Source organism: Brevibacterium ammoniilyticum (genome assembly GCF_038429965.1).
Classification (GTDB): Bacteria; Actinomycetota; Actinomycetes; order Actinomycetales; family Brevibacteriaceae; genus Brevibacterium; species Brevibacterium ammoniilyticum.
This window is the reverse complement of sequence record NZ_BAABNP010000004.1, coordinates 259,402-279,257: the sequence shown is the minus strand read 5'-3', so window position 1 is coordinate 279,257 and position 19,856 is coordinate 259,402. Positions and strand designations below refer to the sequence as shown.

Genomic DNA, 19,856 nt, shown 5'->3' with positions numbered 1-19,856 from the left:
CAACAAGAATAGACCCAGATCACAGAAACTTCGGTCCGTCTGCCTCACATGACAGGGCGCTCTGTCGGGTGCTGAGTGGTCGAGACTGCCGGCGGTCACTACGATGGAGATGTGAATCACGAATCGTCCCTGGTCAATCGGCTCACTGATCGGCTCATCGCCGGAGAGCTCCCGCCCGGAACCCGTTTGTCCGAGGCGGCGCTGGCCAAGGAGTTCGACGTCTCCCGCAATACCCTGCGTGAGGCATTCAGGGTCCTCGGGGAGCAGGGGCTCGTCGATCATGTCCCCAATCGCGGCGTCTCCGTCGCCTCGCCGAGCACCGCCGACGTCATCGACATCTACCGGGTGCGGCGGACGATCGAGTGCACCGTGCTCGCCCATGCGCCCAGGAACCATCCCCGGGCCGCCGATATGCTGCGGGCCGTCGAGGAGGCGAAGGCCGCCGCCGAGGCGGGGGACTGGCTGCAGGTGGGCACCTCGAACATGAAGTTCCACAACGGGGTCGTCGCGCTGTCCGACAGCGTGCGTCTCATGCGCTCCTTCGGCAATGTGCTCGCCGAACTCCGTCTGGCCTTCCTCAAGGTCGAGCTCCTCGACTTCCTCCACGCCCCGTTCGTCGAACGCAACGAAGAGGTCTACTCCGCCTACGTCGGCGACAGTCCGGCGGCGGCCTCGGCGCTGTTGGCCAACTACCTCGGCGACTCCGAGCGGCAGGTGCTCGGCGCCTACGCCCGCGCAGGCCAAGGGTAGCGCCCGGGTCGCGAGGGGAATCGAAGCCGGGGCGGCTGTGGCGGCACCCCGGGGTCGCTGCGGCCAGGTCACAAGAAGTCCCCACGCCCAGCACTTGTCCTGCGCCTCGGGACTTCTGGTGAGCGGCGCCCCGAGGTGACCGCTCCCGGTCCGCAAGAAGTCCCCGCGCCCCGCACTTGTTCACCGCCTCGGGACTTCTGACAAGCGGCGCCCCGAGGTGACTGCGCCCGGGTGACTGCGCCCGGGCGGCGCCCAGGCCGCAAGAAGTCCCCATGCGCCGAACTTGTCCACCGCGTCGGGACTTCTGACGAGCGGCGCCCCGAGCAGCTGCCCCGTCTCGCCCGTGCCCTGGCTCAAGCTCTCCCGCCGAGCCCTCTTCACCCTTGACATTGATTATAATGAATATTATTAATTGGTGTGTCAGAGATCACAGCGAAGTGATCGGCATCCTGCGATTCGCAGGCGAAGCCGGGTGCCGACCGAGGAGAGGAGCGGCCCGATGAGACCATTGGTGCAGCGACTGGGATACGTCACGGTGGAGTCAGCGGACCCGGAGGGGCTCGCGCAGGACACCGCCGACAAGATCGGGGCGCGCGTCGTCGGCAGAGACGAGGACGGCACGATCCTCATGTCCTCGAATCAGCGCCATGCCGAATACATCATCAAGCAGGCAGACGGCAACCGGCACGCGCAGTGCGGTCTCGAAGCCGTCAGCGCCGATGCGGTCGACGAGGTCAGGCGACGCTGCCGGGAAGGCGGACTCGAGGTGCTGTCGACGACGCCGTCGTCGGACGCGATCGAGAAGTCGGTGACGTTCGTGACCACCGAGGGCCACGTCTTCGAGGTCCACACTCCGATGCGCCGCGACCGGGCCCTGCGCTACACCGGTCCGGGCATGCGTCCGAAAGGGCTCGACCACGTCAACTTCACCGCCGCCGACCCTGAGCGCTGGACGCACGAGATGAACCTCTCGTGCGGGTTCCTTCTCAGCGAACGCAGCACCGGTCATGAGATCGCGTGGCTACGCGGAGCCGATGGCCGCCACCACACGGTGGCGATCGTGGCCAGCGACGTCGGAGGCCTGCACCACACGAGCTGGGAGTTCAACAGCTTCCAGGACTTCCGGGGCGTCGCCGATTCGCTCATCCCCGACGAACGGCGCCTGATGTGGGGGCCGGGCCGACACGGCGCCGGGGACAACCTCTTCATGTACTTCACGAACTCCTCGGACTTCCTCATCGAATGCATCGCCGAGATGGAGGTCATCGACGACATCTACGCGGAGACGCGGGTCGTCGATCCCGGCGAGAACCTCTCGAATTGGAAGCTCGTCGACCTCTGGGGATCGCGACCGCCGATCGAATGGGTCGAGCAGAACACGGCGCTAGCACCCGCATCGAACGCTGCGGCCTGAGTTGGAAGGGAACGTGATCGATATGGAACTCACGACCATGGACTGGGGGATCGCCGGACTGCGCGTGATCCTCGCCTTCATCCTCTTCGCCCACTCGACGCAGAAACTGTGCGGATGGTTCTCGGGATCCGGGCCGGCTGCGACGGCGGGACTCTTCGAGAAGCTGGGGCAGCGGCCGGGGCATGTCATGGTCCGCGTCGCCTCGGTGTTCGAGCTGATCGCGGCGGTGAGCCTGCTGCTGGGCCTGCTCACACCGATCGGCCTGTGCCTGGCGGTCGCGACGATGATCGTCGCCGGGTCGGCGTTGAGTGCCCTCAGCGGCACCTTCTGGAATGCGCTGGGCGGCGGCGAATACCCCTTCTTCATCGCCGCGGTCGTCGCTATGCTCGGGATCACAGGCCAAGGTGCACTGTCGCTCGACTCGGTGCTCATGCCGCAGCTCGTCGGGTTCTACCCGGTCATCCTGCCGGTGGCCGTCCTCGTCGGCGTCCTCGGCGCGGTTCCCATGGTCCTGCGCACGAAACGGGCGATCCGCGAGGCGAAGGCCGAAGCCGAGGCATAGACGGCACACCGCAGGCCAGCACAGACAGCAGACACAGACAGCAGACACACACCGAACAGAAGCAGGAGGCTGATATGCCGCTCATCGGATATCTCGACAACGGGATCCGTCACATCGGCGAGGTCCGCGGGGGCGATGTCTACCCCATCGGCACCGTCGAGGCGTTCTATGCGGGGGAGGTCGATGCTCCCGCCGAGGATGCGACGCCGATCGCCCGCGCCGAACTCACGGAAGCCCCGTTCGTCCCCGAGACCGCCAGGGTCTTCTGCGTGGGCATCAACTATCACAGCCATGCCGAGGAATCGAAGCGCGGCGCCGGTCAGGATCTGCCGAAGTTCCCCATGATCTTCGGCCGCTGGGAGTCCACGCTGGTCACCGACGGCACAACGGTTCCCGTTCCGCCCAACGAGGAGGGCCTCGACTGGGAGGTCGAGCTCGCCTTCGTCATGAAGGACGAGGTGTGGATGGCCGATAAGGAGAATGCGCGCAGCCACGTGCTCGGATACACGGCGTTCAACGACATCAGTGCGCGGCGGAAGCAGCTGGCGACGACCCAGTTCACGCTCGGGAAGAACGCCGATCGCTCCGGGCCGATCGGTCCGGAGCTCTATCGTCCCGAGGAGCTCGGCGATGTCGACGACCTGTCGGTGCGGACGACGGTCAACGGTGAGGTCATGCAGGACGGCAATACGCGCGACCTCATCTTCAAGATCGAGGACCTCATCGCCTACATCACCGACACCGTGACGATGCTGCCCGGTGATGTCGTGGCGACCGGCACGCCCGGGGGAGTGGGGCTCGGCCTCACCCCGCCGAGGTATCTGGTCCCCGGCGATGTCGTCGAGGTCGAAGTCGAATCGATCGGGAAGCTGCGCAACGAGATCGTCGAACACGGCTGAGGCGGGAGCGGTGCAGGTGAGCGGACGGTCCCGAGCCGTCGAGGTGGCCGAGCTGATCGCGCAGCGGTCGCAGAAGGTCGGACCCGACACGCACCTGGGGACGAAGCAGAGTCTGTGCAGGGAGATCGGGGTGGCACCCGGCACCCTCAACGAATCGCTGCGCATGCTTCAGACGCAGGGTCTCATCACGATGCGCACGGGTCCCGGCGGCGGGGTGTTCTCCGCTGAACCCGATCCCTTCGTCCGCATCGGCCAGGCGATGATCCGGGTCAGCGGTGATGTCCGGTCCGTGGCCCAGTCGGCCGTGGTGAGGAACGCCCTCGAACCGGTGGTCGTGCTCGACGCCGCCCACCACCGGTCCGAGGACGATCTTGTCCGACTCCGCGAGAGGATGGCGCTGATCGAGGCATCGGCCGGGGAGGAGCTCGGGTTCGCGCACGCGATCTGGGACTTCCACCGGGCGATCTACGCTGCCGCGGGCAATGAGGTCCTCGCCTCGATCTGCCGCGGGCTGCTCGACCATATCGCCGGTCACGCCGAGTCCGTCCTGGCCAAGACACCTGCCCAGAAGCAGACCCGCATCGAGGGGCATCGTGCGCTGCTCGCCGCGATCGAGTCGGGTGACCCGGATGCGGTCGCCGAGGCGATGGAGCTCCATGAGGAGGCGCACCGCTGAACCGTGGCCGGGAGGAATGCGAAGAACCGCCGTCCGGATCATCCGAACGGCGGTTCTCATTCTGTGCGCCCCCCGGGACTTGAACCCGGAACCCACTGATTAAGAGTCAGTTGCTCTGCCAATTGAGCTAGAGGCGCGTGCCGCACTTGCCGTGCAACGAGAATTAATATTACTCAGGAGCTGTCCCGTCGTGCAAACCGAGAAGGCCGATTCTGCGATTTTGTGACTGAGGTCGCAGGTCAGGGCCGGAGTTCAGAGGTACATGCCCGCACTCGACGGCTCGGCCGGCGCGGAGATCGCATGGACGTCGCGTTCGCGCAGGAGCACATACGCCTGCCCCTCGAGCTCCACCTCGGCGCGGTCCTCAGGGTCATAGAGGACGGTGTCGCCGAGGTTGGCCTGCCGGACGTGCGGACCCGCCGCCACGACCTCGCCCCAGACGAGCCGTTTGCCCATTGACGCCGTCGCCGGAATGACGATGCCGGCGGCGGACTTGCGTTCCCCGGCCTCCTCGCCCGGATCGATGAGGATCCGGTCGTGGAGCATGCGGATCGGAAGAGCGGAGTCAGCCACGCTGGTCTCGACCGGAGAAGCCGACGACGAGGGCAGCCACAGCGAGCACCGCACCGGTGCCGAGCGCGATGGCCTCGACCTTGGGGGAGCCGTCCTCGTCGATGACGGTCGACTTCGCCTTGTTGACCGCGCGGGTGAGGAGGACCTTCGGGTGCAGGCGTCCCACCAGTTCGTCGATGCTCTCGGCGAGGCGCTCCTCGCGCAGGCGGATCGATTCCGACAGCTGAGCCGCTGTCGCATTGTCGACGGTCACATCTGAGGTGTAGACGTTGTCAGTCATCGGGGCGAGTCCTCCGGGTTGCGAGTGCTGTGCCGCCTGTGACCGGCAGTCACAGGCCTTGCGACCAGCTTAGCCGCAGACTTCTCGCACTGTCAGATCAGCGCCCCGGAAGGTCGAGAACTCACGCGGCACGCGCAGCATTAACGGCACCGGCACCTCACGGGGCAGCGAGGGCGTCCGCGGCGCTGAATCTCCTCAGCGGAGCAGGAGCGTCGCTCAGGCCGACTCGTCGCGCCTGCTGCGGCGACCGACGAGGAATAGGATGAAGCCGACCGCGGCCATGCCGAACGCGGCGAGGACGAACACCGGCCAGGAGCTCGCGAGCGTCGAGACGATCGATTCGCCGAACGAGGTCGCCGCCTGATTGTTTCCGCGCGGCATCGACTGGTCGCCGCCGGTGATGAGGTCGGTGTCGTCGGTGGGCGTGGGGGAGTCGGGGTTGCGCGGTACCGGGTCCGAGTAGTCCGGGTGAGGGCCGTCGCCGGTCGCCCCGGGCAGCCATTGGTCCCCGGTGTCGCCGGGGATGATGCTGCGGCCCGAGCTCGATCCGTTGCCGGTCGACGGGGCTTCCGTCGTGCGTCCGTCGTCGGGTTCGCCATCGGCCGATCCGGTGCCCGCGCCTCCGTTATCGGCACCGGAGCCGGCCCGGCCGCTGTCGTCACCGGTCGGCGACGGGTTCGAGCCGCCTTCGGAGGAGCCGTCGCTGCCGCCGCGGCTCGTCGAGCCGTCGGCCCGTGACCCCGCATTCGCCGAGGAGCCCGATCCTGAACTCGATGACCCGTCGTCACCGGGGGCCTTCGCATCGGCCGAGGTCGACGAACTGCCGCCACCACTCGAGCCGCCGGACGAACCTCCCGAACCTCCAGAGCCGGAATCCGAACCGCCCGAACCGGTGTACGGCGTGCCCTTGACGGTGATCCTTCCTTGCTCGACTTTGAACTTCCAATTCGGGTTGGTCGTGAAGCCGCTGAAGGTGAACGCCTTGGTCTCTCCGGGCAGGGTGACGTAGCCATCCTTGTTGAGGGAGAAGTTCGTGGGCGCCGCCGGTGCGCGTGCGTCGATCGGGTTGCCGCTGTCATCGGTCTCGCCGTTCGACCCCGTCGCATCAGCACCGGACCCTGTCGCATCCGCCGAATCACCGCTGCCCGAATCGCCGGGTCCCGCGGTCGAGTCCGCGCTGCCGGTCTCAGCGGACTCCTGCACCGGCACGCCGAACTGCACAGAGGGTCCCTCGAAGCTTCGCCCGATCCAGCTGAGCGGCATACTCTGCTTGACCTCGTCCGCAGACGAGTCCTGTTGTCGGGTGGGCAGTTTGAGGGTCTTCGCCTTCTTGTCCCATGCCGCCACGAGCGGCACGGTGGCGGCAACGCAGGGCGAGCCGCTGCTGTCGTCTTCGGGCCTCTTGCACGCGTCGTCACCCTTGAATGAGCTGTCCGCGTTTCCCGAAGACTCAGCCCCGTCGGCGTCCCCGCTCGATCCGGTTCCGTCGGCCGCAGTGGTTCCGTCGCTCGCGGATGTCCCGTCGGCACTCGCTGAGGAGTCCGCCGCGTTCGAGCCGTCCGCCGCCGATCCTGCGGTGGACCCGGCCGATGACGACGAGCCCGCCGACGAACCCGAGTCAGCCGCCGCCTCGGCGGTGGGAGTCGGGGACGGCGCGGCCACGGCAGGAAACGATGCGAGGGGGACGGCCAGGAGGGCAAGCGCAGTGCCGAAAGCGGCCGCGGTGCGGCTGAACTCTCGTGTGGTGATCGGCACTGTGATCCTTCGGACTGGGGTTCCCGGTCACTCACCCGTCAAGGCGACATGACGTCAGGGCGCGACGGCCACCATCATAGTGGCTTCGTGTTTCCTGTTAAAGCTCGGATCAGCCGTTCGCGGTCTCGGGCCGCTTCGCGTACGCCCGGATCGTCGAATCGGCGCCATCGACGATCGCCAGATCACCGCCGCCGGTGACGGCGAGCAGGCGGGTGTCGCTGCGGTACGCGGTCTGGCCGGCGAGCAGGCACGCGGCCTCGTTGTCGATCGTGCACGGGACGATCGTGCCGCGCGGTTCGGAGAGGTTGACGTCCGCGCGCGTCGTGTCGACGAGCAGCAGACCCGTCTCCAGGTCGAAGAGGTAGGGGCCGATGTAGGCGCGCTGCCCGCCCTGACCGCGGACCCAGGACATCTCACCGACGATGTCGGTCGTCGTCGTCACCGTCGAGAGGATCGACCCGTCCTCGAGGGAGTGGACGACGAGCTGGATGCGGTGGCCGCTGTTCGTCGACGCCCCCTGCTCGCCCCACAGGGCGATGACTTTGCCGTGCCCGGCGGAGATCCATTTGATGATCCGCAGGTCGTCGGCGGGGGATTCGAGGTCGATGCTGCGCTGGTCGCCCGACTCGATGTTCGTCGCGACGACGGGGCCGTCGTAGTCGGCGCTGTAGAGTTCGCCGTTCTCCACGGCCATCGGCGTCGACCCGCTGTCCGGGGTGGGCACGTCGATGAGTCTGTCGGCTCCGAATGTCGCGAGTTTGTTACCGGACTTGATGAGCACGCTCGTGCCCGCCGAGGAGATCCGGGCGTTCGTCGGCAGACTGTAGCTGCGCGGCGCGGACTCTCCGTCGAAGAGGGCCTGCGCGGTGTCTCCGACCTGCCACAGCAGCGCGGGCCTGCCGGCGATGAGGGTGTCGACGGCGAACGTCGGCGACTCTTCGACCGTGCCCGAGTACCGGACCTTGCCGGTCGTGGAATCGAGGACCTGGAGGGCGTTGCCGTCGACGACGAGCACTCCGCGGTCCGAGGCCGTCACCGAGGCGGAGGCGGGGATCTTCGCCTCCCAGGTCGGGGTGTTCTCGAAGCTCGGGACGACGTCGTCGGTCGCCTCCACGGTGAGGTCGGAGGACGGGTTGAGCTGCTGGCCGGAGTTGATCGTCTGCGGCGTCTCGGGGGCGCTGGTCGGGACGATGTTGGGGACGACGAACGCGCCGATCATGAGGATGGCGATGCCGATGAGGACGAGGCCGGGAACCGTGAGCCGGCCGAGTCGGCGCTGCTTCGTCCGCGGCGGCCGCTTGCGGGGGGCCTTCTGCTTCGGCTTCGGCGGTGCGGGAGCCGCGGGACCCGAGTACGGGGTGCCGAGCGGATAGTCCTCACCGCCGGCCCCCGCCTCGGCGGAGGTCGTGTCAGGATTGATGGGGAGGGTGTCCGCGTCGGCTGAATCGTCTTCGCTCGCCGAGGTGGGTCCGGGGTTGCCATCGGCCGTGGACTCAGGAATCGGCTCGGGGGACTGCGTAGATCCTGGAGCTGTCGTCGGTTCCGCAGCCGGGGTGGTCTGGAGGCTCTGAGCAGGGACGATCCTGCCGTCTGCGTCGAGCTCGACCTCGACGCCCTGGCTGCCGTCGTCGATCGTCACCGACACGGGGGTTTCGGTGGCGCGGGCATAGTCGCCGAGGTAGGTCATCGCCTGACCGGTATCCGAGTACCGACTCGTCGCCCCGTTGAGGGACAGGTAGGTGTACCCGTCCTGGGAGACAGAGATCAGCGCACGTGGCATGTACCGGGAGTCCTTGAAGAGGTCGACGACAGGGCGGTGACAATCCTAGTGAATGAGGATGGGGCCTCCCACCGATTTTCCGAAACCGTTATACATCGCTACGCAATCGTTGCACGTCAGGAGATCTGCGTCTCATTATGCACCTGCCTGCCTGTGGGTTTGCCCGACTGCGGGCCAGGAGGCTACGATGTATCTTGCTGTCTGCGCTTCGGTGCAGGCTGTGTGGTGGGTATAGCTCAGCTGGTAGAGCGCCGCGTTGTGGTCGCGGATGTCGCGGGTTCAAGTCCCGTTACTCACCCCGAAGTCCGGCCCCAGCATTGCGATGCTGGGGCCGGTTAAGTTTTTTGCGCTTTTCTGACTCCTACGAGATCAACCGCTGCCGTTGGATCATCCGTTGCATCGTTCATCACGCCATGCTTCCAGCGCACTGCCTGCCTCTCGAGCCCAGTAAATGTCAGACCCTATAGCTAGCATTTGAGCCATGAGAGTCGGGGTCTACATCGACGGGTACAACCTGTACTACGGCGGTCGCGGCCTGTGTGGCCGATCGACCCCAGGGTGGCGTTGGCTCGATCTGAAGGCGCTTGCATCCGACCTGATCGCCGCACACTCCCGCTGGCAAGACCCGATCGTGGAAAATGTTACTTACTGCACGGCGCGTGTGAGCGGAGCCAGCAACCCAGTCGGCCAACGGGAGCAGGACGTCTATCTTCGCGCGTTGGAGCGCTCTGGCTCAGTCACGCGAATCAGTTATGGCAACTACGTGGCTCGGGTCGCCACGGCACCACTTGCGACCTCTGGCAGGAATGGCAGGCCGATCATCAGCCGGCCTCAGTGGCCGCTGATGGTGCAAGATGGTGCCGAACATGACGTCCCCGACGCACGGTTCATGGCGTCAGTCGCCCGTCGGGAAGAGAAGGGTTCGGACGTCAACGTCGCGTCGCACCTACTCATCGACATTCTCACCGAGGCCGTGGACGCTGCCATGGTGATCTCTAACGACAGCGACCTGGCATACCCCATCTCATTCGCACGAGGTCGAGTGCCGATCGGTCTCGTCAACCCCACCAAGGGTTACCGTGCGGGCAAGCTCGCCGGCGAGCATACCGACGGCGTCGGCAACCACTGGTGGTACCAGATGCAGCCCTCGGACTGGTACGAACACCAGCTTCCAAGAACCATCGGCCCGCGTATCATCAAGCCCGAAGAGTGGTAGTCAGCACTCGGCGTACTTGATACACTGGAGGCATACCACCCGGCCCCTTAGGGGCCGGGTTTTCTCGTCTTGGAGAGTTGATTGCCCGGCTTCTTCGGATTTCGGTAGACTCGCGGCGCAATCAGTGGAACGACACGACTCGAGCCCCATTGCTTCGGCAAGTGCGCGCGTGACTATCCGACGACCCTCAGCCAATCCCGGACGCGGATGTCCATTCGTTCAACATCTGCGCCGGTTAAGCGTCCAGTATGTGCCAATGCCCGGCGTGTGCGGTTCAACTCCGCAAAGTATGCCGTCACCCATGTTTGGTCGCCGAGCAGTGGCTCAAAGAGATCCCAACGACTGAGGATGATTTCGCCGTACTGAGGGAAGTCCACGTAGGCCAACTGAGAGTTGCCGCGCGGACTGTGCCAACGTGCCTTCGCGTCGTCGGCAGCCCGCTTGTCAGCGCCTTTGCGGATCATCTCGTCCACGCCCTTGATCCACCAGTCCTGGGGTCCATACGCCTCACGTAGCGTGGACTCCACCAATTCGCGGATCGAGTTCTCCAAGCAATACAACAGTTCGTAGACTTTGCCCATGGCCCCAGCCTGGTCGCGGGCATCAGGAGAAAAGCTGTCGATCGTCTGTTGCGTAGGTCCGGGATCTTCAGCGTTGAGTTGACGGTTCACCGCCATGGATCGGAAGAAGAATGCCTGGAGGCTAATGTTCTCAGTCACATCAAGTTCTCCCGAAGGCTCTTAAAGATCGCGTCGTAGACCGCAACGTCGGTCGAAAGGGGTAGATGAACATGAATATCGTGTCGGAGCGCAAAGGTCCCGGCGGCACCGGAACCAACGCCTTCTTGGTGGCCGTCCCCTCCTCCGCCAGTTTCTACGTGGCTCTCGACGAGTTGTCCTGAGTCGCCGCCGTTTTCGGCAATACGGACTGAAGGTTCGACACCACCGCTAAAATCCGCGAGGCCTGCGAGCGCACTGAAGGTCAACCCCATCTTGGCGGTGACTGAGTCGCCCTTGTCGGAAAGCCGGGCGAACATCCCGGCCAGATCCTTGCCTGACCTCTTGTGCGCCTCGTTGTCGATTGCAAAGAGATCCGCGTATCCAGTTCGAATCCCCTTCGCCAACGCTCGCTTTGCCTGCGCCGGATCCTTGTACAAGCGATACAGCTCAGTTGGCCTTCCAGATTCGTCCAGGAACCCAATCGCCTTCAGTACGGGGATGATTGGACGGTCGCCTGAACTCTGAAACCCCAGTTGCTTCAAGAACTCGTGAGTGAAACTGTTGGGCGGCACCGAAGCCTTTTGGATCGCCGTGAAGATGTTCGCGGTGTTCTTCGTGCTTGTCAGGTAAGCCGTTGGGACTGCCATAGGGTGAGGCTATGCCCGATCGCAAGCAGAATGCGGTAAGCCACGCTGGCGAGTTATTTCTCTGAGTGCTGCTCGTCGCGCCTAGATGCCGGTTGGGCGGTTCGACGCGACAACGGCGATTGGCGCGCTGAGGCAGGACTGGGGACAGTAAGCCGAGGTGGATGACGTGCCATTTTTTACAGATGCGCTGATCACGGCTGCTTCGACCAGGCAAGCGCGAATAGCCTTCCGTCCGGCCCTTAGCCGCGGAGAGATCGTGCGCATCGCGATACCTCCACGGAACAGCCGCACCGCCTCAGCGCCCTCATCGATGTCCAGCCCTGACGGCGGCGGGGCGTGTTCCGGCGGCGCAGGTGGGCGAACACCGCCGCGCGGTGGATGCCGTACCGCTGCGCTAGGTCATCGGCGCTCGCACACCTCCCAGGTAGTCGCCGACCAAGTTGTCGATCCCGGCAGCGCTGAGAAGTGTTTGAGCCGTCTCGATTCTCTGGACTAACGGGCCGCAGGTGTCAGAAATCCGGGGTTCAGCAGCGCGTCGCTGATCCCGGTAGACTCCACGCTTCCAGCGGGTGACAAGGGTCTGCTCCCTCTGGGGAATGGTGCTGAACGTGTCACGGCGGCACCCCGAACGAGAGGCCCCATGATCGCAGGATCATGGGGGCTCTGTCATACCTCGGGCGAATCCGCGGTGGGCGCAATCGTCCCACCCACCGCTGCCTGGTATCGGCTGAGGACCTTGGGCCAACCGGCGTCGTATTCCTGGCGCGCGGCCACGGCGTCTGCGAACCGCTCCCACCCTGCGTGCTCGAGCACCACGAGGGTCTGGTCCCCGACCGCAGTGAACTCGACCGAAACCTGGCTGGCCTGCTCGGGGTCGTGCCCGGGGTGCCAGTTGATGGCGAGTCGCTTCGGCGGCACCCACTCGGTCACCTCGCCCCAGGGCGAGGTCGTGCCGTCCGGTGCGGTCTCGACGAGGACACCGTCGACGAAGGCGACGGTCGCACCGGTCCCGGAGATGCTCAGTGAGTCGAGCGGCCACCAAGCGCCGATGCGCTCAGTGAAGACTGCGAACGCGGTGGCGGGATCGGCGTGCACGACGATTTCGCGGTGGATGGGTGGCAGGCTGCTCATGTCTCCTCCTGGGGGCCGGAATCGCTCTCCGCCTGGTGGCCGGATTCGCGCTCTGCGATCACTCGTTCCGTTTCGGCTGCGAAGTCGCCCAGCGCTGTATCCCACATGTCGACAAGCCACCGCTGGGCGAGGTCGAGCCCGCCGGGGGCGAGTGCGTAGAGGTTGCGGGTGCCGACGCTGTGGTGCTCGACGAGACCGGCGCTCTGGAGCACCCGAAGGTGCTTGCTCACGCCGGGGCGACCCACCGGCAGTCGGTCGGCGAGTTCACCGACGGGGAGCGGTCGCTCGCGCAGCGCCTCCACGATGCGTCGCCGCATCGGTTCGCCCAATGCGTCGAAGACGACTTCGGCTGATCCAGTACTGCTCATAACCGTTACTCTACGGCAACGGTTGCTTGCAAGCAACGGTTGCTGCGGAGTAACCGTTCGGTTCGGGTGCGACAGTGTCGTCGGTCGGGCTCACTGCGGTGCTCTCAGCACTCGCACGTGATCGCTCCCAGCGGTGCGGTCAGCGGGTCGGGGGCGCGGGTGTTCGGCCCGGAGTCGTCCTCGATGGGCAGTCCCTCGCGTGCCCAGTACTCGAAGCCTCCGATCATCTCCCTGACTGCGAATCCGAGTTTCGCGAATTCGAGGGCGGCTCGGGTCGCGCCGTTGCAGCCCGGCCCCCAGCAGTAGGTGACGACCGGCAGGTCGCGGGGGATCTCGGCAGGCGCTCGGTCGGCGATTTCGGCCGTGGGCATATGCACGGCACCCGTGATGCGTCCCTGTTCCCATGCGGCGGTGCCGCGGGAATCGACGAGGACGAAGCGCGCTCCCCGGTGCTGGTCAGCATGGACGTCGGAGGGGTCGGTTTCGCAGGCGAGCTTCGCCGCGAAGTGGGCGGCCGCCTCGGTGTGGTGAGTGGTCATGGCCGCATGCTAGTGAGGCGAAGGAGCAGATGACAGACCGAACATCCGGTGATCATCTCGCCTCGGCGGGAGATTCGTGGCAGTCTGTTCACATGGCCGCGAAACTCACGATCGCTCTCGACAAGGTCGATACGGCGATCCTCTCCGTGCTCCAGGACAACGGTCGTCTCAGCGTCGCCGAGCTCGCCCGCCGGATCACGATGAGTCACTCGGCCACCGCCGAACGCGTGCGACGACTCGAGGAATCGGGGGTGATCAGCGGCTACGGGGCGGAGGTCGACCCCGAAGCGCTCGGCTTCCCGATCATGGCGTTCCTCCGCCTGCGCTACCCGAGCAGCGACTACGACCCGCTCCATGCGCTGCTGCGCAAGCAGCCGGAGGTCATCGAAGCCCATCACGTCACCGGCGACGACTGCTTCATCATGAAGGTCGTCGCCACGGATATGCGCCACCTCGAGCAGGTCAGCGGACGGATCGGCACCCTCGGGAGCGTGACGACCAGTGTCGTCTACTCCTCGCCGCTGCCACCGCGCCCCGTGCTGCCGCCGGCCTGAGTTGGACGGCCCGCCGGGCCGAGCTGAACGGCCCGCCGGGCCGAGCGAGCGATGTTCCCGATCTGACACGTCATTTGTCGTCCCTGGCACCTCTGAGCAGGAGTGATGCGGATAATGTTGGTCCGGTTGACGGGGCACACAGGATGGCCCCGCATGGGAAAGGACGAACATGACGCTCTCAGGACTCCGCTCGGCTCGGGTCGCCTCGTACACCGCGGCCATCGGGCTCGCGGCCGTGCTCACCCTCTCGGCGTGCGGCTCCGCCGGCTCCGACGAGGCTGCCGGCAGCTCCGAGGACTCACCGGCGGCGATGACCACCGAGGAGACCCAGGCGCCCGAGACCACCGCGGCAGCCGCCCCGGCGGGCGAGGGCACCGTGGTCAAGGTCGGCAAGGAGTTCACCGACAAGGAGACCGGCGACGTCGTCACCATCGTCTCCGCCGTCCGCAACAACCCCACCGAGTACTACGAGGCCAGCGACAATCCGGACGGCGAGATGGTCTACCTCGAGGTCAAGGTCGTTCCCGGCAAGGACTACGGCGGCACGATCAGCCCCGCCGACTTCTACCTCGACAGCGCCGGTGAGGAGGCCAACTACGCCTCGACCGCCGACGAGGAGGTCAAGAAGGCCGGCTACACGTACTTCGAGTCCGCTTCGCGCCGTGACGGAGAGGCCACCGGCTACGTCCCGATCTACGTGAGCAAGACCGCCGACACCCTCAATGGCTCCTACGTCCGCCCCGAGGCGAAGGTCCTCGGCGAGGACAAGAAGATCCCCGAGTTCCGCGGAGAGTTCGAAGTTCCCGCGTCCTGAGCGACCGGCAGCGAATGAGTGGTCGAGGGGGAGCCGCCGATTCGGCGGTTCCCCCTCGGCCTGCACTCACGGCTCAACCGCCCCCGCGAGACGCCCGCCTCACCCCTGCGAGACGAGCTTCTGGAGGACCTGGAAGGCGACGGCGACGACGAGCGCGTTGTAGAAGAACGCGACGATGCTGTGGAGCAGGACGATGCGGCGGGCCGGCACCCCGCAGACCTCGACGTCGGAGGTCGCGAACGAGGTGCCGATCGTGTACGCGAAGTAGAGGTAGTCGAGCCTCGACGGTGAGGTCGTCGTCGGGAAGCTCAGCTCGCGGTCGTCGTTGGCCGCCTCGGTGACCTCATAGATCTCCGCGAACGCAATGTGGAGCATGAGCCAGGAGAGGATGATGCCCCCGCTCGCCGCGTAGAGCAGCAGCGTCTGATCCGAACCGGCTTCACCCGTCCCCTGGGCGACCATCGCCGTGATCGCCGCACTGATGCCCACGAGCGCAGCGAGCAGCGGAGGAACCCACAGCCACTTGACGACGACCCTCGCCTCATCCCGGTCACCGGCGGCAGGACGCGAGTCCCTCCAGACGACGATGAACCCGACGACGAGGTAGAGCGTCGTCACCGCCTCCCAGAGGAACAGCGCCCACAGCGCGTCCGTGAAGAGATAGATGAGGCAGGTGATGACAATGAGCACCTGTGCCGCACCGCTCGTCCACATTCCCTTCGACGGCCGGGTCGCCACCGTGATCGAGTCTTCAGCCATGGCCCGAATATACGTCACCCGCCCCTGAACCAGCCCCCGCCGGTTGCGCTCCTTCCCGAGCCCCCCGCCGGCTCCGCTCCGTCCCGGCCCCGCCCGTTCCGCGCCCACCCCAGCCCCCGCGCGTTAGAGTGAGGCGTGCCCGGATTCGACATCGCCCTCACCGTCGTCGGCAGCATCAACGCCGACATCACCGCGGTCACCGACCGCCTGCCCGTCCCCGGCGAGACCGTCGGCGGAGGCAGGCTTCTGCGCAGCCCCGGCGGCAAGGGCGCGAACCAGGCGGCCGCTGCGGCCCGCCTCGGCGCGCGGACTCGGATGATCGGCGCCGTCGGCACCGACCCGGCGGGACGCGAAATGACCGAAGCCCTGCGGCAGGCAGGAGTCGACGTCGACCAGGTCGCCGAGGTGGACGCGGAGACCGGGACCGCGCTCATCACCGTCGACGCCCGCGGGGAGAACACGATCGCCGTGTGCGAAGGCGCGAACGCCCAGGTGAGCATCGCCGACCATGAGTTCCCCGCAACCGAGACCGTGCTCACCCAGCTCGAGATCCCGCTGGCGACCGTGACCGCGCTCGCCGCCGCCGTCCGCGGGTTCTTCGTCGTCAACGCCGCCCCTGCCCGTCCTCTCCCCGCCGAGGTGGTCGACCGTGCCGACCTCATCATCGTCAACGAATCCGAATTCGCAGCCCTCCCGCAGCTGCGCAAGGCCCGAGCGGTCGCCGTGACCTACGGCGCTCAGGGTGCCGCCCTGTACGAACGCGCCGAGCAGATCGCCGTCGCCCCCGCGCAGACCGTGACCCCCGTGAGCACCGTCGGCGCCGGCGACGCCTTCTGTGCGGCACTGACGATCGGCCTGCGCGCAGGCCTGAGCGCCGAAACCGCCCTGAGAGCCGCCAACGCCGTCGGCGCAGCCGCCGTGACCGACCCGAGCGCGAGACCGGCCTTCCCGGCCTTCGCCCATTTCCTGCCCGACACCGACGAGACCAGCACCGACCACCCCGCCACCGACCACCCCGCCGACGCCGACCACGACCACCCTGATTCAGGAGCCCGCCGATGACCGACTCAGCGACCTGCAGCGAGGCAGTTCCCATGCCGCTGCCGACCCCGGGCACGCCGAGTTCCGACCCGCTCACCGGCCTCAGCGCCTTCCCGCTCACCCCGATCCGCGACGGAAGCCTCGACACCGACGCCTTCGCCGGAATCGTCGACCGCCTCGTGAACGCCGGCGTCGATTCGATCGCCCCGCTCGGGTCGACCGGCTGCGGGCCCTATCTCCACACGGACGAACGCGCCGAGATCGCGCGGATCACCGTCGACCGTGCAGGCGGCATCCCCGTCATCGTCGGCATCGGCGCCCTGAGCACGCGGGACGTCCTTGCCAACGCCGCCTCTGCCGAGGCGGCCGGCGCCGCAGCCCTCCTGCTCGCCCCTGTCAGCTACCACCCTCTCACCGACGACGAGGTCGTCGCCCTCTTCCGCACCGTCGCCTCGGCGAGCGGACTGCCCCTCATCGTCTACGACAACCCCGGCACCACCCACTTCGCCTTCACCACCGACCTCTACGCCCGGCTCGCCGAGATCGAGACGGTCGCGGCGATCAAGATCCCCGGCCTGCCGATGAGCCCCGAGGACTGGCGGGCTCGCGTCGCCGCCATCCGGGCCGCCACCTCCGGCAGGGTGGCAGTCGGCGTCTCCGTCGATGCCTACGGTGCCGAAGGACTCATCGCCGGCTGCGACGCGTGGTACTCCGCGATCGGCGGCACCCTGCCCGGGCCCATGCTTGCAATCACTCGGGCCGCACAGTCCGGGGAGGCCGAACGCGCCCGCGAACTCTTAGTCCACCTCCAACCGCTGTGGGACCTCTTCGCCGCCCACGGCGGCAGCCTGCGGGTGGGTGCCGCGATCGCCGAACAGCTCGGCCACGTCACCGGTCACTGCCTGCCCGCCCCGCTGGCACCGCTCGACGCCGAAGGCAAGGAGACGGTCGCCGCGCTCATCGCCGCCCTCGGCCTGCACTGAGCGTCCGGCCCGCCGCCACCCGTTCACGCAGTCGTCATCTCCGGTTCCGAGCCGGGACACCTCACTCCATATATATGGAGAACTGCGGGCACAACTCACCCGCGCCCGCCTCGACTCGGAGAACCGATGACGACATCGAAGACAGTCACCGCCGCCCTCACCGCCTTCCTCCTCACCACCGGTCTGAGCGCCGGACTCACCGTCACCGGTGCCACTTCGGCCACCGCGGCCGAGGTGGCGGAGCCGATCAGCACCTCAGCCCCGGATGCGCAGGTCGCCCTCGGCTACCTCGGCGCGTATGAGACCGGTCAGTTCGACGAGTCCGCCGCAGAGATCACCGCCGTCTACGGCGACACCGTCTTCACCGTCAACGCGCAGGCCGCGACCGTCGACATCATCGACGCGAAGGACCCGGCCAAGCCGGTCAAGATCGGGGAGATCACCGGCTCCGGGACGGCGAACTCGGTCGCCGTGCGCGACGACGGCCTCGGCGTCATCGCCCTGGAGAACGAAGACAAGACGGCACCCGGGTCGCTGATGTTCTTCGACGCGAGGACCACCTCGGCGACGGTGCTCGGATCGGTCGGGGTCGGATCCCTGCCGGACATGGTCACGATCACCCCCGACGGCAAGCAGGCGCTGGTGGCGAATGAGGGCGAACCGGCCGATGACTTCTCGACCGATCCCGAAGGCTCGGTGGGCATCGTCGACCTCCCCGCCGAGGTGGCCGCCCCCTCGACCGCGGATGTGCGGACCGCGGACTTCCGGGACTTCGAGGACGGCGGGTCGAAGACCCTGCCCGAAGGTGTGCGCGTGTTCGGACCCAACCCCAACGGGGATCTCCCGGTCTCCCGGAACCTCGAACCCGAGTACATCACGGTCGCCGGCGGGAAGGCCTACGCGAGCCTGCAGGAGGCCAATGCGATCGCCGTCGTCGACATCGCCGCCGGCGAGGTCGAACGGATCATGCCGCTGGGATACAAGGACTACGGCACGGCCGGCAACGGACTCGACGCCTCCGACCGTGACCCGAAGGACGCCCCGACGGTGAACATCGCGACCTACCCGGGGCTCAAGGGCGCGTACATGCCCGACACCGTCTCGACGTTCTCCGCAGGCGGCACCGACTACCTCGTCACCGCGAACGAAGGCGACTCCCGCGAATGGGGCGACTTCGTCGACGCGGCCAGGGTCAAGGACCTCGGCGGCGACGGACTGGCACCGGTGTGCACGACTTCACCGCTGGCCGACAAGCTCGGCGACGATCAGCTCGGTCGCCTCAACGTCATCACCGACCTGGGTCTCAGCGCCGACGGCAGCTGCTACCAGGAGCTCTACGCGTTCGGCGGCCGGTCGTTCTCGATCTGGACGACCGACGGGAAGCTCGTCGCCGACTCCGGTGATGAGTTCGAGCAGATGACCGCGAAGGCCATCCCGCAGTTCTTCAACTCCAACCACACCGAATCCAACCTCGAGGGCCGCAGCGACGATAAGGGCCCCGAGCCCGAGGCGCTGACGATCGGCCAGGTGGGGGAGACGACGTACGCGTTCGTCGGCTTCGAGCGCATCGGCGGCATCGCCGTCTACGACCTGTCCGACCCGGCGAAGCCGACCTTCGCGACCTACTACAACAACCGAGACTTCTCCGTCTCTGTCGAGGACCAGATCGACGGGGCCGCGGATCCGGCCGGTCTGCTCTCGAGCGCAGGCGACCTCGGTCCCGAGGGGATCACGTTCCTCGAGGCCGCGCAGTCACCGACCGGCGAGGCTGCGCTCGTCGTCGGCAACGAGGTGTCGGGGACGACGAGCATCTACTCCGTCTCCGACCTCACCGATGACGGCGGCTCGGACTCGGGCGCGGCCGCGGATGCGGGCGGCAGCTCCGATGCGGGAGCAGCAGCGGATGCGGGTGCCGGGTCCGACTCGGGTGCCGGTTCGGATGCGGGCGCTGCCGCAAATGCGGGCGCTGCAGCGGATGCGGGCGCCGAGGCGGGGGCAGGGTCCGATGCGACTGCCGGAACCGATGCGACTGCCGGAACCGACGCGACTGCCGGAACCGACGGGGGAGCGGGAGGCGGTTCCGCCTCGGCGAACGGCGGGGCCGGTGCGACGGGCACGGACGCCGGAGCGGATACGAAGGCCGGCGAGGCGAAGGCCGACTCCGCAGGCGGCAAGGCCGACTCCGCAGGCAGCACAGCTGACTCCTCGGACAACACGGCCGATGACAGCAATGCCGGGTCGCTTCCGCGCACGGGTGCCGACCTCGGACAGTATCTCCTCATGGGAGTTGTCGCACTGCTGCTCATCGGACTCGGCGTCACCGCCTTCGTCGTGACGAAGCGCCGCTGAGCAAACTGACGCCCGTGGGGACGGTCGACGACCATCCCCACGGGCGG

21 protein-coding genes and 2 tRNA genes are annotated in these 19,856 nt (G+C 67.0%); 12 read left to right on the top strand and 11 right to left on the bottom strand.

The window, feature by feature from the left end; genetic code table 11:
- Positions 1-111 precede the first annotated feature (111 nt).
- The 5 genes from AAHA49_RS06920 to AAHA49_RS06900 all read left to right on the top strand — a co-directional run bounded on the left by AAHA49_RS06920 (position 112) and on the right by AAHA49_RS06900 (position 4,301).
- Positions 112-750 carry a GntR family transcriptional regulator gene (locus AAHA49_RS06920; RefSeq protein WP_342037741.1) on the top strand — a complete coding sequence of 213 codons (639 nt, stop codon included), beginning with the start codon at positions 112-114 and terminating at the stop codon, positions 748-750.
- Positions 751-1,249: 499 nt separating this feature from the next.
- Complete coding sequence (locus tag AAHA49_RS06915) at positions 1,250-2,164, top strand: VOC family protein (RefSeq protein ID WP_342037740.1); 915 nt, start codon at positions 1,250-1,252, stop codon at positions 2,162-2,164.
- Between the two features lie 22 nt (positions 2,165-2,186).
- The gene (locus AAHA49_RS06910) at positions 2,187-2,726 is read left to right on the top strand and encodes a DoxX family protein (protein WP_342037739.1); all 540 of its coding nucleotides are present in this window, start codon (positions 2,187-2,189) and stop codon (positions 2,724-2,726) included.
- Between the two features lie 74 nt (positions 2,727-2,800).
- Positions 2,801-3,625: a fumarylacetoacetate hydrolase family protein gene (locus AAHA49_RS06905; protein ID WP_342037738.1), complete on the top strand. Its 825-nt coding sequence runs from the start codon at positions 2,801-2,803 to the stop codon at positions 3,623-3,625.
- 16 nt (positions 3,626-3,641) lie between these two features.
- Complete coding sequence (locus AAHA49_RS06900; RefSeq protein ID WP_342037737.1) at positions 3,642-4,301, top strand: FadR/GntR family transcriptional regulator; 660 nt, start codon at positions 3,642-3,644, stop codon at positions 4,299-4,301.
- A 64-nt stretch (positions 4,302-4,365) separates the two neighbouring features.
- Here AAHA49_RS06900 and AAHA49_RS06895 read toward each other — a convergent pair.
- The 5 genes from AAHA49_RS06895 to AAHA49_RS06875 all read right to left on the bottom strand — a co-directional run bounded on the left by AAHA49_RS06895 (position 4,366) and on the right by AAHA49_RS06875 (position 8,689).
- A tRNA-Lys gene (locus tag AAHA49_RS06895) sits at positions 4,366-4,438 on the bottom strand.
- Between the two features lie 115 nt (positions 4,439-4,553).
- Entirely contained in the window at positions 4,554-4,874 is a 321-nt protein-coding gene (locus AAHA49_RS06890; protein ID WP_342037736.1) for a GroES family chaperonin, read from the bottom strand.
- Positions 4,867-5,154 (bottom strand): DUF3618 domain-containing protein, encoded by a 288-nt coding sequence (locus AAHA49_RS06885; RefSeq protein WP_342037735.1) that lies wholly within the window; start codon positions 5,152-5,154, stop codon positions 4,867-4,869. The genes AAHA49_RS06890 and AAHA49_RS06885 overlap by 8 nt, the downstream gene beginning before the upstream one ends.
- A 216-nt stretch (positions 5,155-5,370) precedes the next feature.
- Positions 5,371-6,909 carry a hypothetical protein gene (locus AAHA49_RS06880; RefSeq protein ID WP_342037734.1) on the bottom strand — a complete coding sequence of 513 codons (1,539 nt, stop codon included), beginning with the start codon at positions 6,907-6,909 and terminating at the stop codon, positions 5,371-5,373.
- 109 nt (positions 6,910-7,018) lie between these two features.
- The gene (locus tag AAHA49_RS06875) at positions 7,019-8,689 is read right to left on the bottom strand and encodes a hypothetical protein (protein ID WP_342037733.1); all 1,671 of its coding nucleotides are present in this window, start codon (positions 8,687-8,689) and stop codon (positions 7,019-7,021) included.
- A gap of 225 nt (positions 8,690-8,914) precedes the next feature.
- Between AAHA49_RS06875 and AAHA49_RS06870 the strand changes: the two genes are divergently transcribed.
- Positions 8,915-8,987, top strand: a tRNA-His gene (locus tag AAHA49_RS06870).
- A gap of 183 nt (positions 8,988-9,170) precedes the next feature.
- Positions 9,171-9,905: an NYN domain-containing protein gene (locus AAHA49_RS06865; protein WP_342037732.1), complete on the top strand. Its 735-nt coding sequence runs from the start codon at positions 9,171-9,173 to the stop codon at positions 9,903-9,905.
- Positions 9,906-10,078: 173 nt separating this feature from the next.
- Here AAHA49_RS06865 and AAHA49_RS06860 read toward each other — a convergent pair whose 3' ends face one another.
- From AAHA49_RS06860 to AAHA49_RS06840, 5 genes are all read right to left on the bottom strand, one after another.
- Positions 10,079-10,624 carry a Swt1 family HEPN domain-containing protein gene (locus tag AAHA49_RS06860; RefSeq protein WP_342037731.1) on the bottom strand — a complete coding sequence of 182 codons (546 nt, stop codon included), beginning with the start codon at positions 10,622-10,624 and terminating at the stop codon, positions 10,079-10,081.
- Complete coding sequence (locus tag AAHA49_RS06855) at positions 10,621-11,271, bottom strand: DUF5343 domain-containing protein (protein WP_342037730.1); 651 nt, start codon at positions 11,269-11,271, stop codon at positions 10,621-10,623. Before AAHA49_RS06855 ends, AAHA49_RS06860 begins: the two co-directional genes overlap by 4 nt.
- Before the next feature lie 666 nt (positions 11,272-11,937).
- Entirely contained in the window at positions 11,938-12,402 is a 465-nt protein-coding gene (locus AAHA49_RS06850; protein WP_342037729.1) for an SRPBCC domain-containing protein, read from the bottom strand.
- Positions 12,399-12,770 carry an ArsR/SmtB family transcription factor gene (locus AAHA49_RS06845; protein WP_342037728.1) on the bottom strand — a complete coding sequence of 124 codons (372 nt, stop codon included), beginning with the start codon at positions 12,768-12,770 and terminating at the stop codon, positions 12,399-12,401. The genes AAHA49_RS06850 and AAHA49_RS06845 overlap by 4 nt, the downstream gene beginning before the upstream one ends.
- A gap of 104 nt (positions 12,771-12,874) precedes the next feature.
- Positions 12,875-13,309 carry a rhodanese-like domain-containing protein gene (locus AAHA49_RS06840; protein ID WP_342037727.1) on the bottom strand — a complete coding sequence of 145 codons (435 nt, stop codon included), beginning with the start codon at positions 13,307-13,309 and terminating at the stop codon, positions 12,875-12,877.
- Positions 13,310-13,401: 92 nt separating this feature from the next.
- Between AAHA49_RS06840 and AAHA49_RS06835 the strand changes: the two genes are divergently transcribed.
- Positions 13,402-13,863, top strand: coding sequence for an Lrp/AsnC family transcriptional regulator (locus AAHA49_RS06835; RefSeq protein WP_342037726.1), 462 nt, complete (start codon positions 13,402-13,404; stop codon positions 13,861-13,863).
- Between the two features lie 169 nt (positions 13,864-14,032).
- Positions 14,033-14,677: a hypothetical protein gene (locus AAHA49_RS06830; RefSeq protein ID WP_342037725.1), complete on the top strand. Its 645-nt coding sequence runs from the start codon at positions 14,033-14,035 to the stop codon at positions 14,675-14,677.
- Between the two features lie 99 nt (positions 14,678-14,776).
- Here the strand turns inward: AAHA49_RS06830 and AAHA49_RS06825 are convergent, their stop codons facing one another.
- The gene (locus AAHA49_RS06825) at positions 14,777-15,436 is read right to left on the bottom strand and encodes a DUF1345 domain-containing protein (protein WP_342037724.1); all 660 of its coding nucleotides are present in this window, start codon (positions 15,434-15,436) and stop codon (positions 14,777-14,779) included.
- 135 nt (positions 15,437-15,571) lie between these two features.
- Between AAHA49_RS06825 and AAHA49_RS06820 the strand changes: the two genes are divergently transcribed.
- The 3 genes from AAHA49_RS06820 to AAHA49_RS06810 all read left to right on the top strand — a co-directional run bounded on the left by AAHA49_RS06820 (position 15,572) and on the right by AAHA49_RS06810 (position 19,809).
- Entirely contained in the window at positions 15,572-16,498 is a 927-nt protein-coding gene (locus AAHA49_RS06820; protein WP_342037723.1) for a ribokinase, read from the top strand.
- A complete protein-coding gene (locus AAHA49_RS06815) occupies positions 16,495-17,460 on the top strand; it encodes a dihydrodipicolinate synthase family protein (RefSeq protein WP_342037722.1) in 966 nt (321 codons plus the stop codon). The genes AAHA49_RS06820 and AAHA49_RS06815 overlap by 4 nt, the downstream gene beginning before the upstream one ends.
- A gap of 126 nt (positions 17,461-17,586) precedes the next feature.
- A complete protein-coding gene (locus AAHA49_RS06810) occupies positions 17,587-19,809 on the top strand; it encodes a choice-of-anchor I family protein (protein WP_342037721.1) in 2,223 nt (740 codons plus the stop codon).
- Positions 19,810-19,856 lie beyond the last annotated feature (47 nt).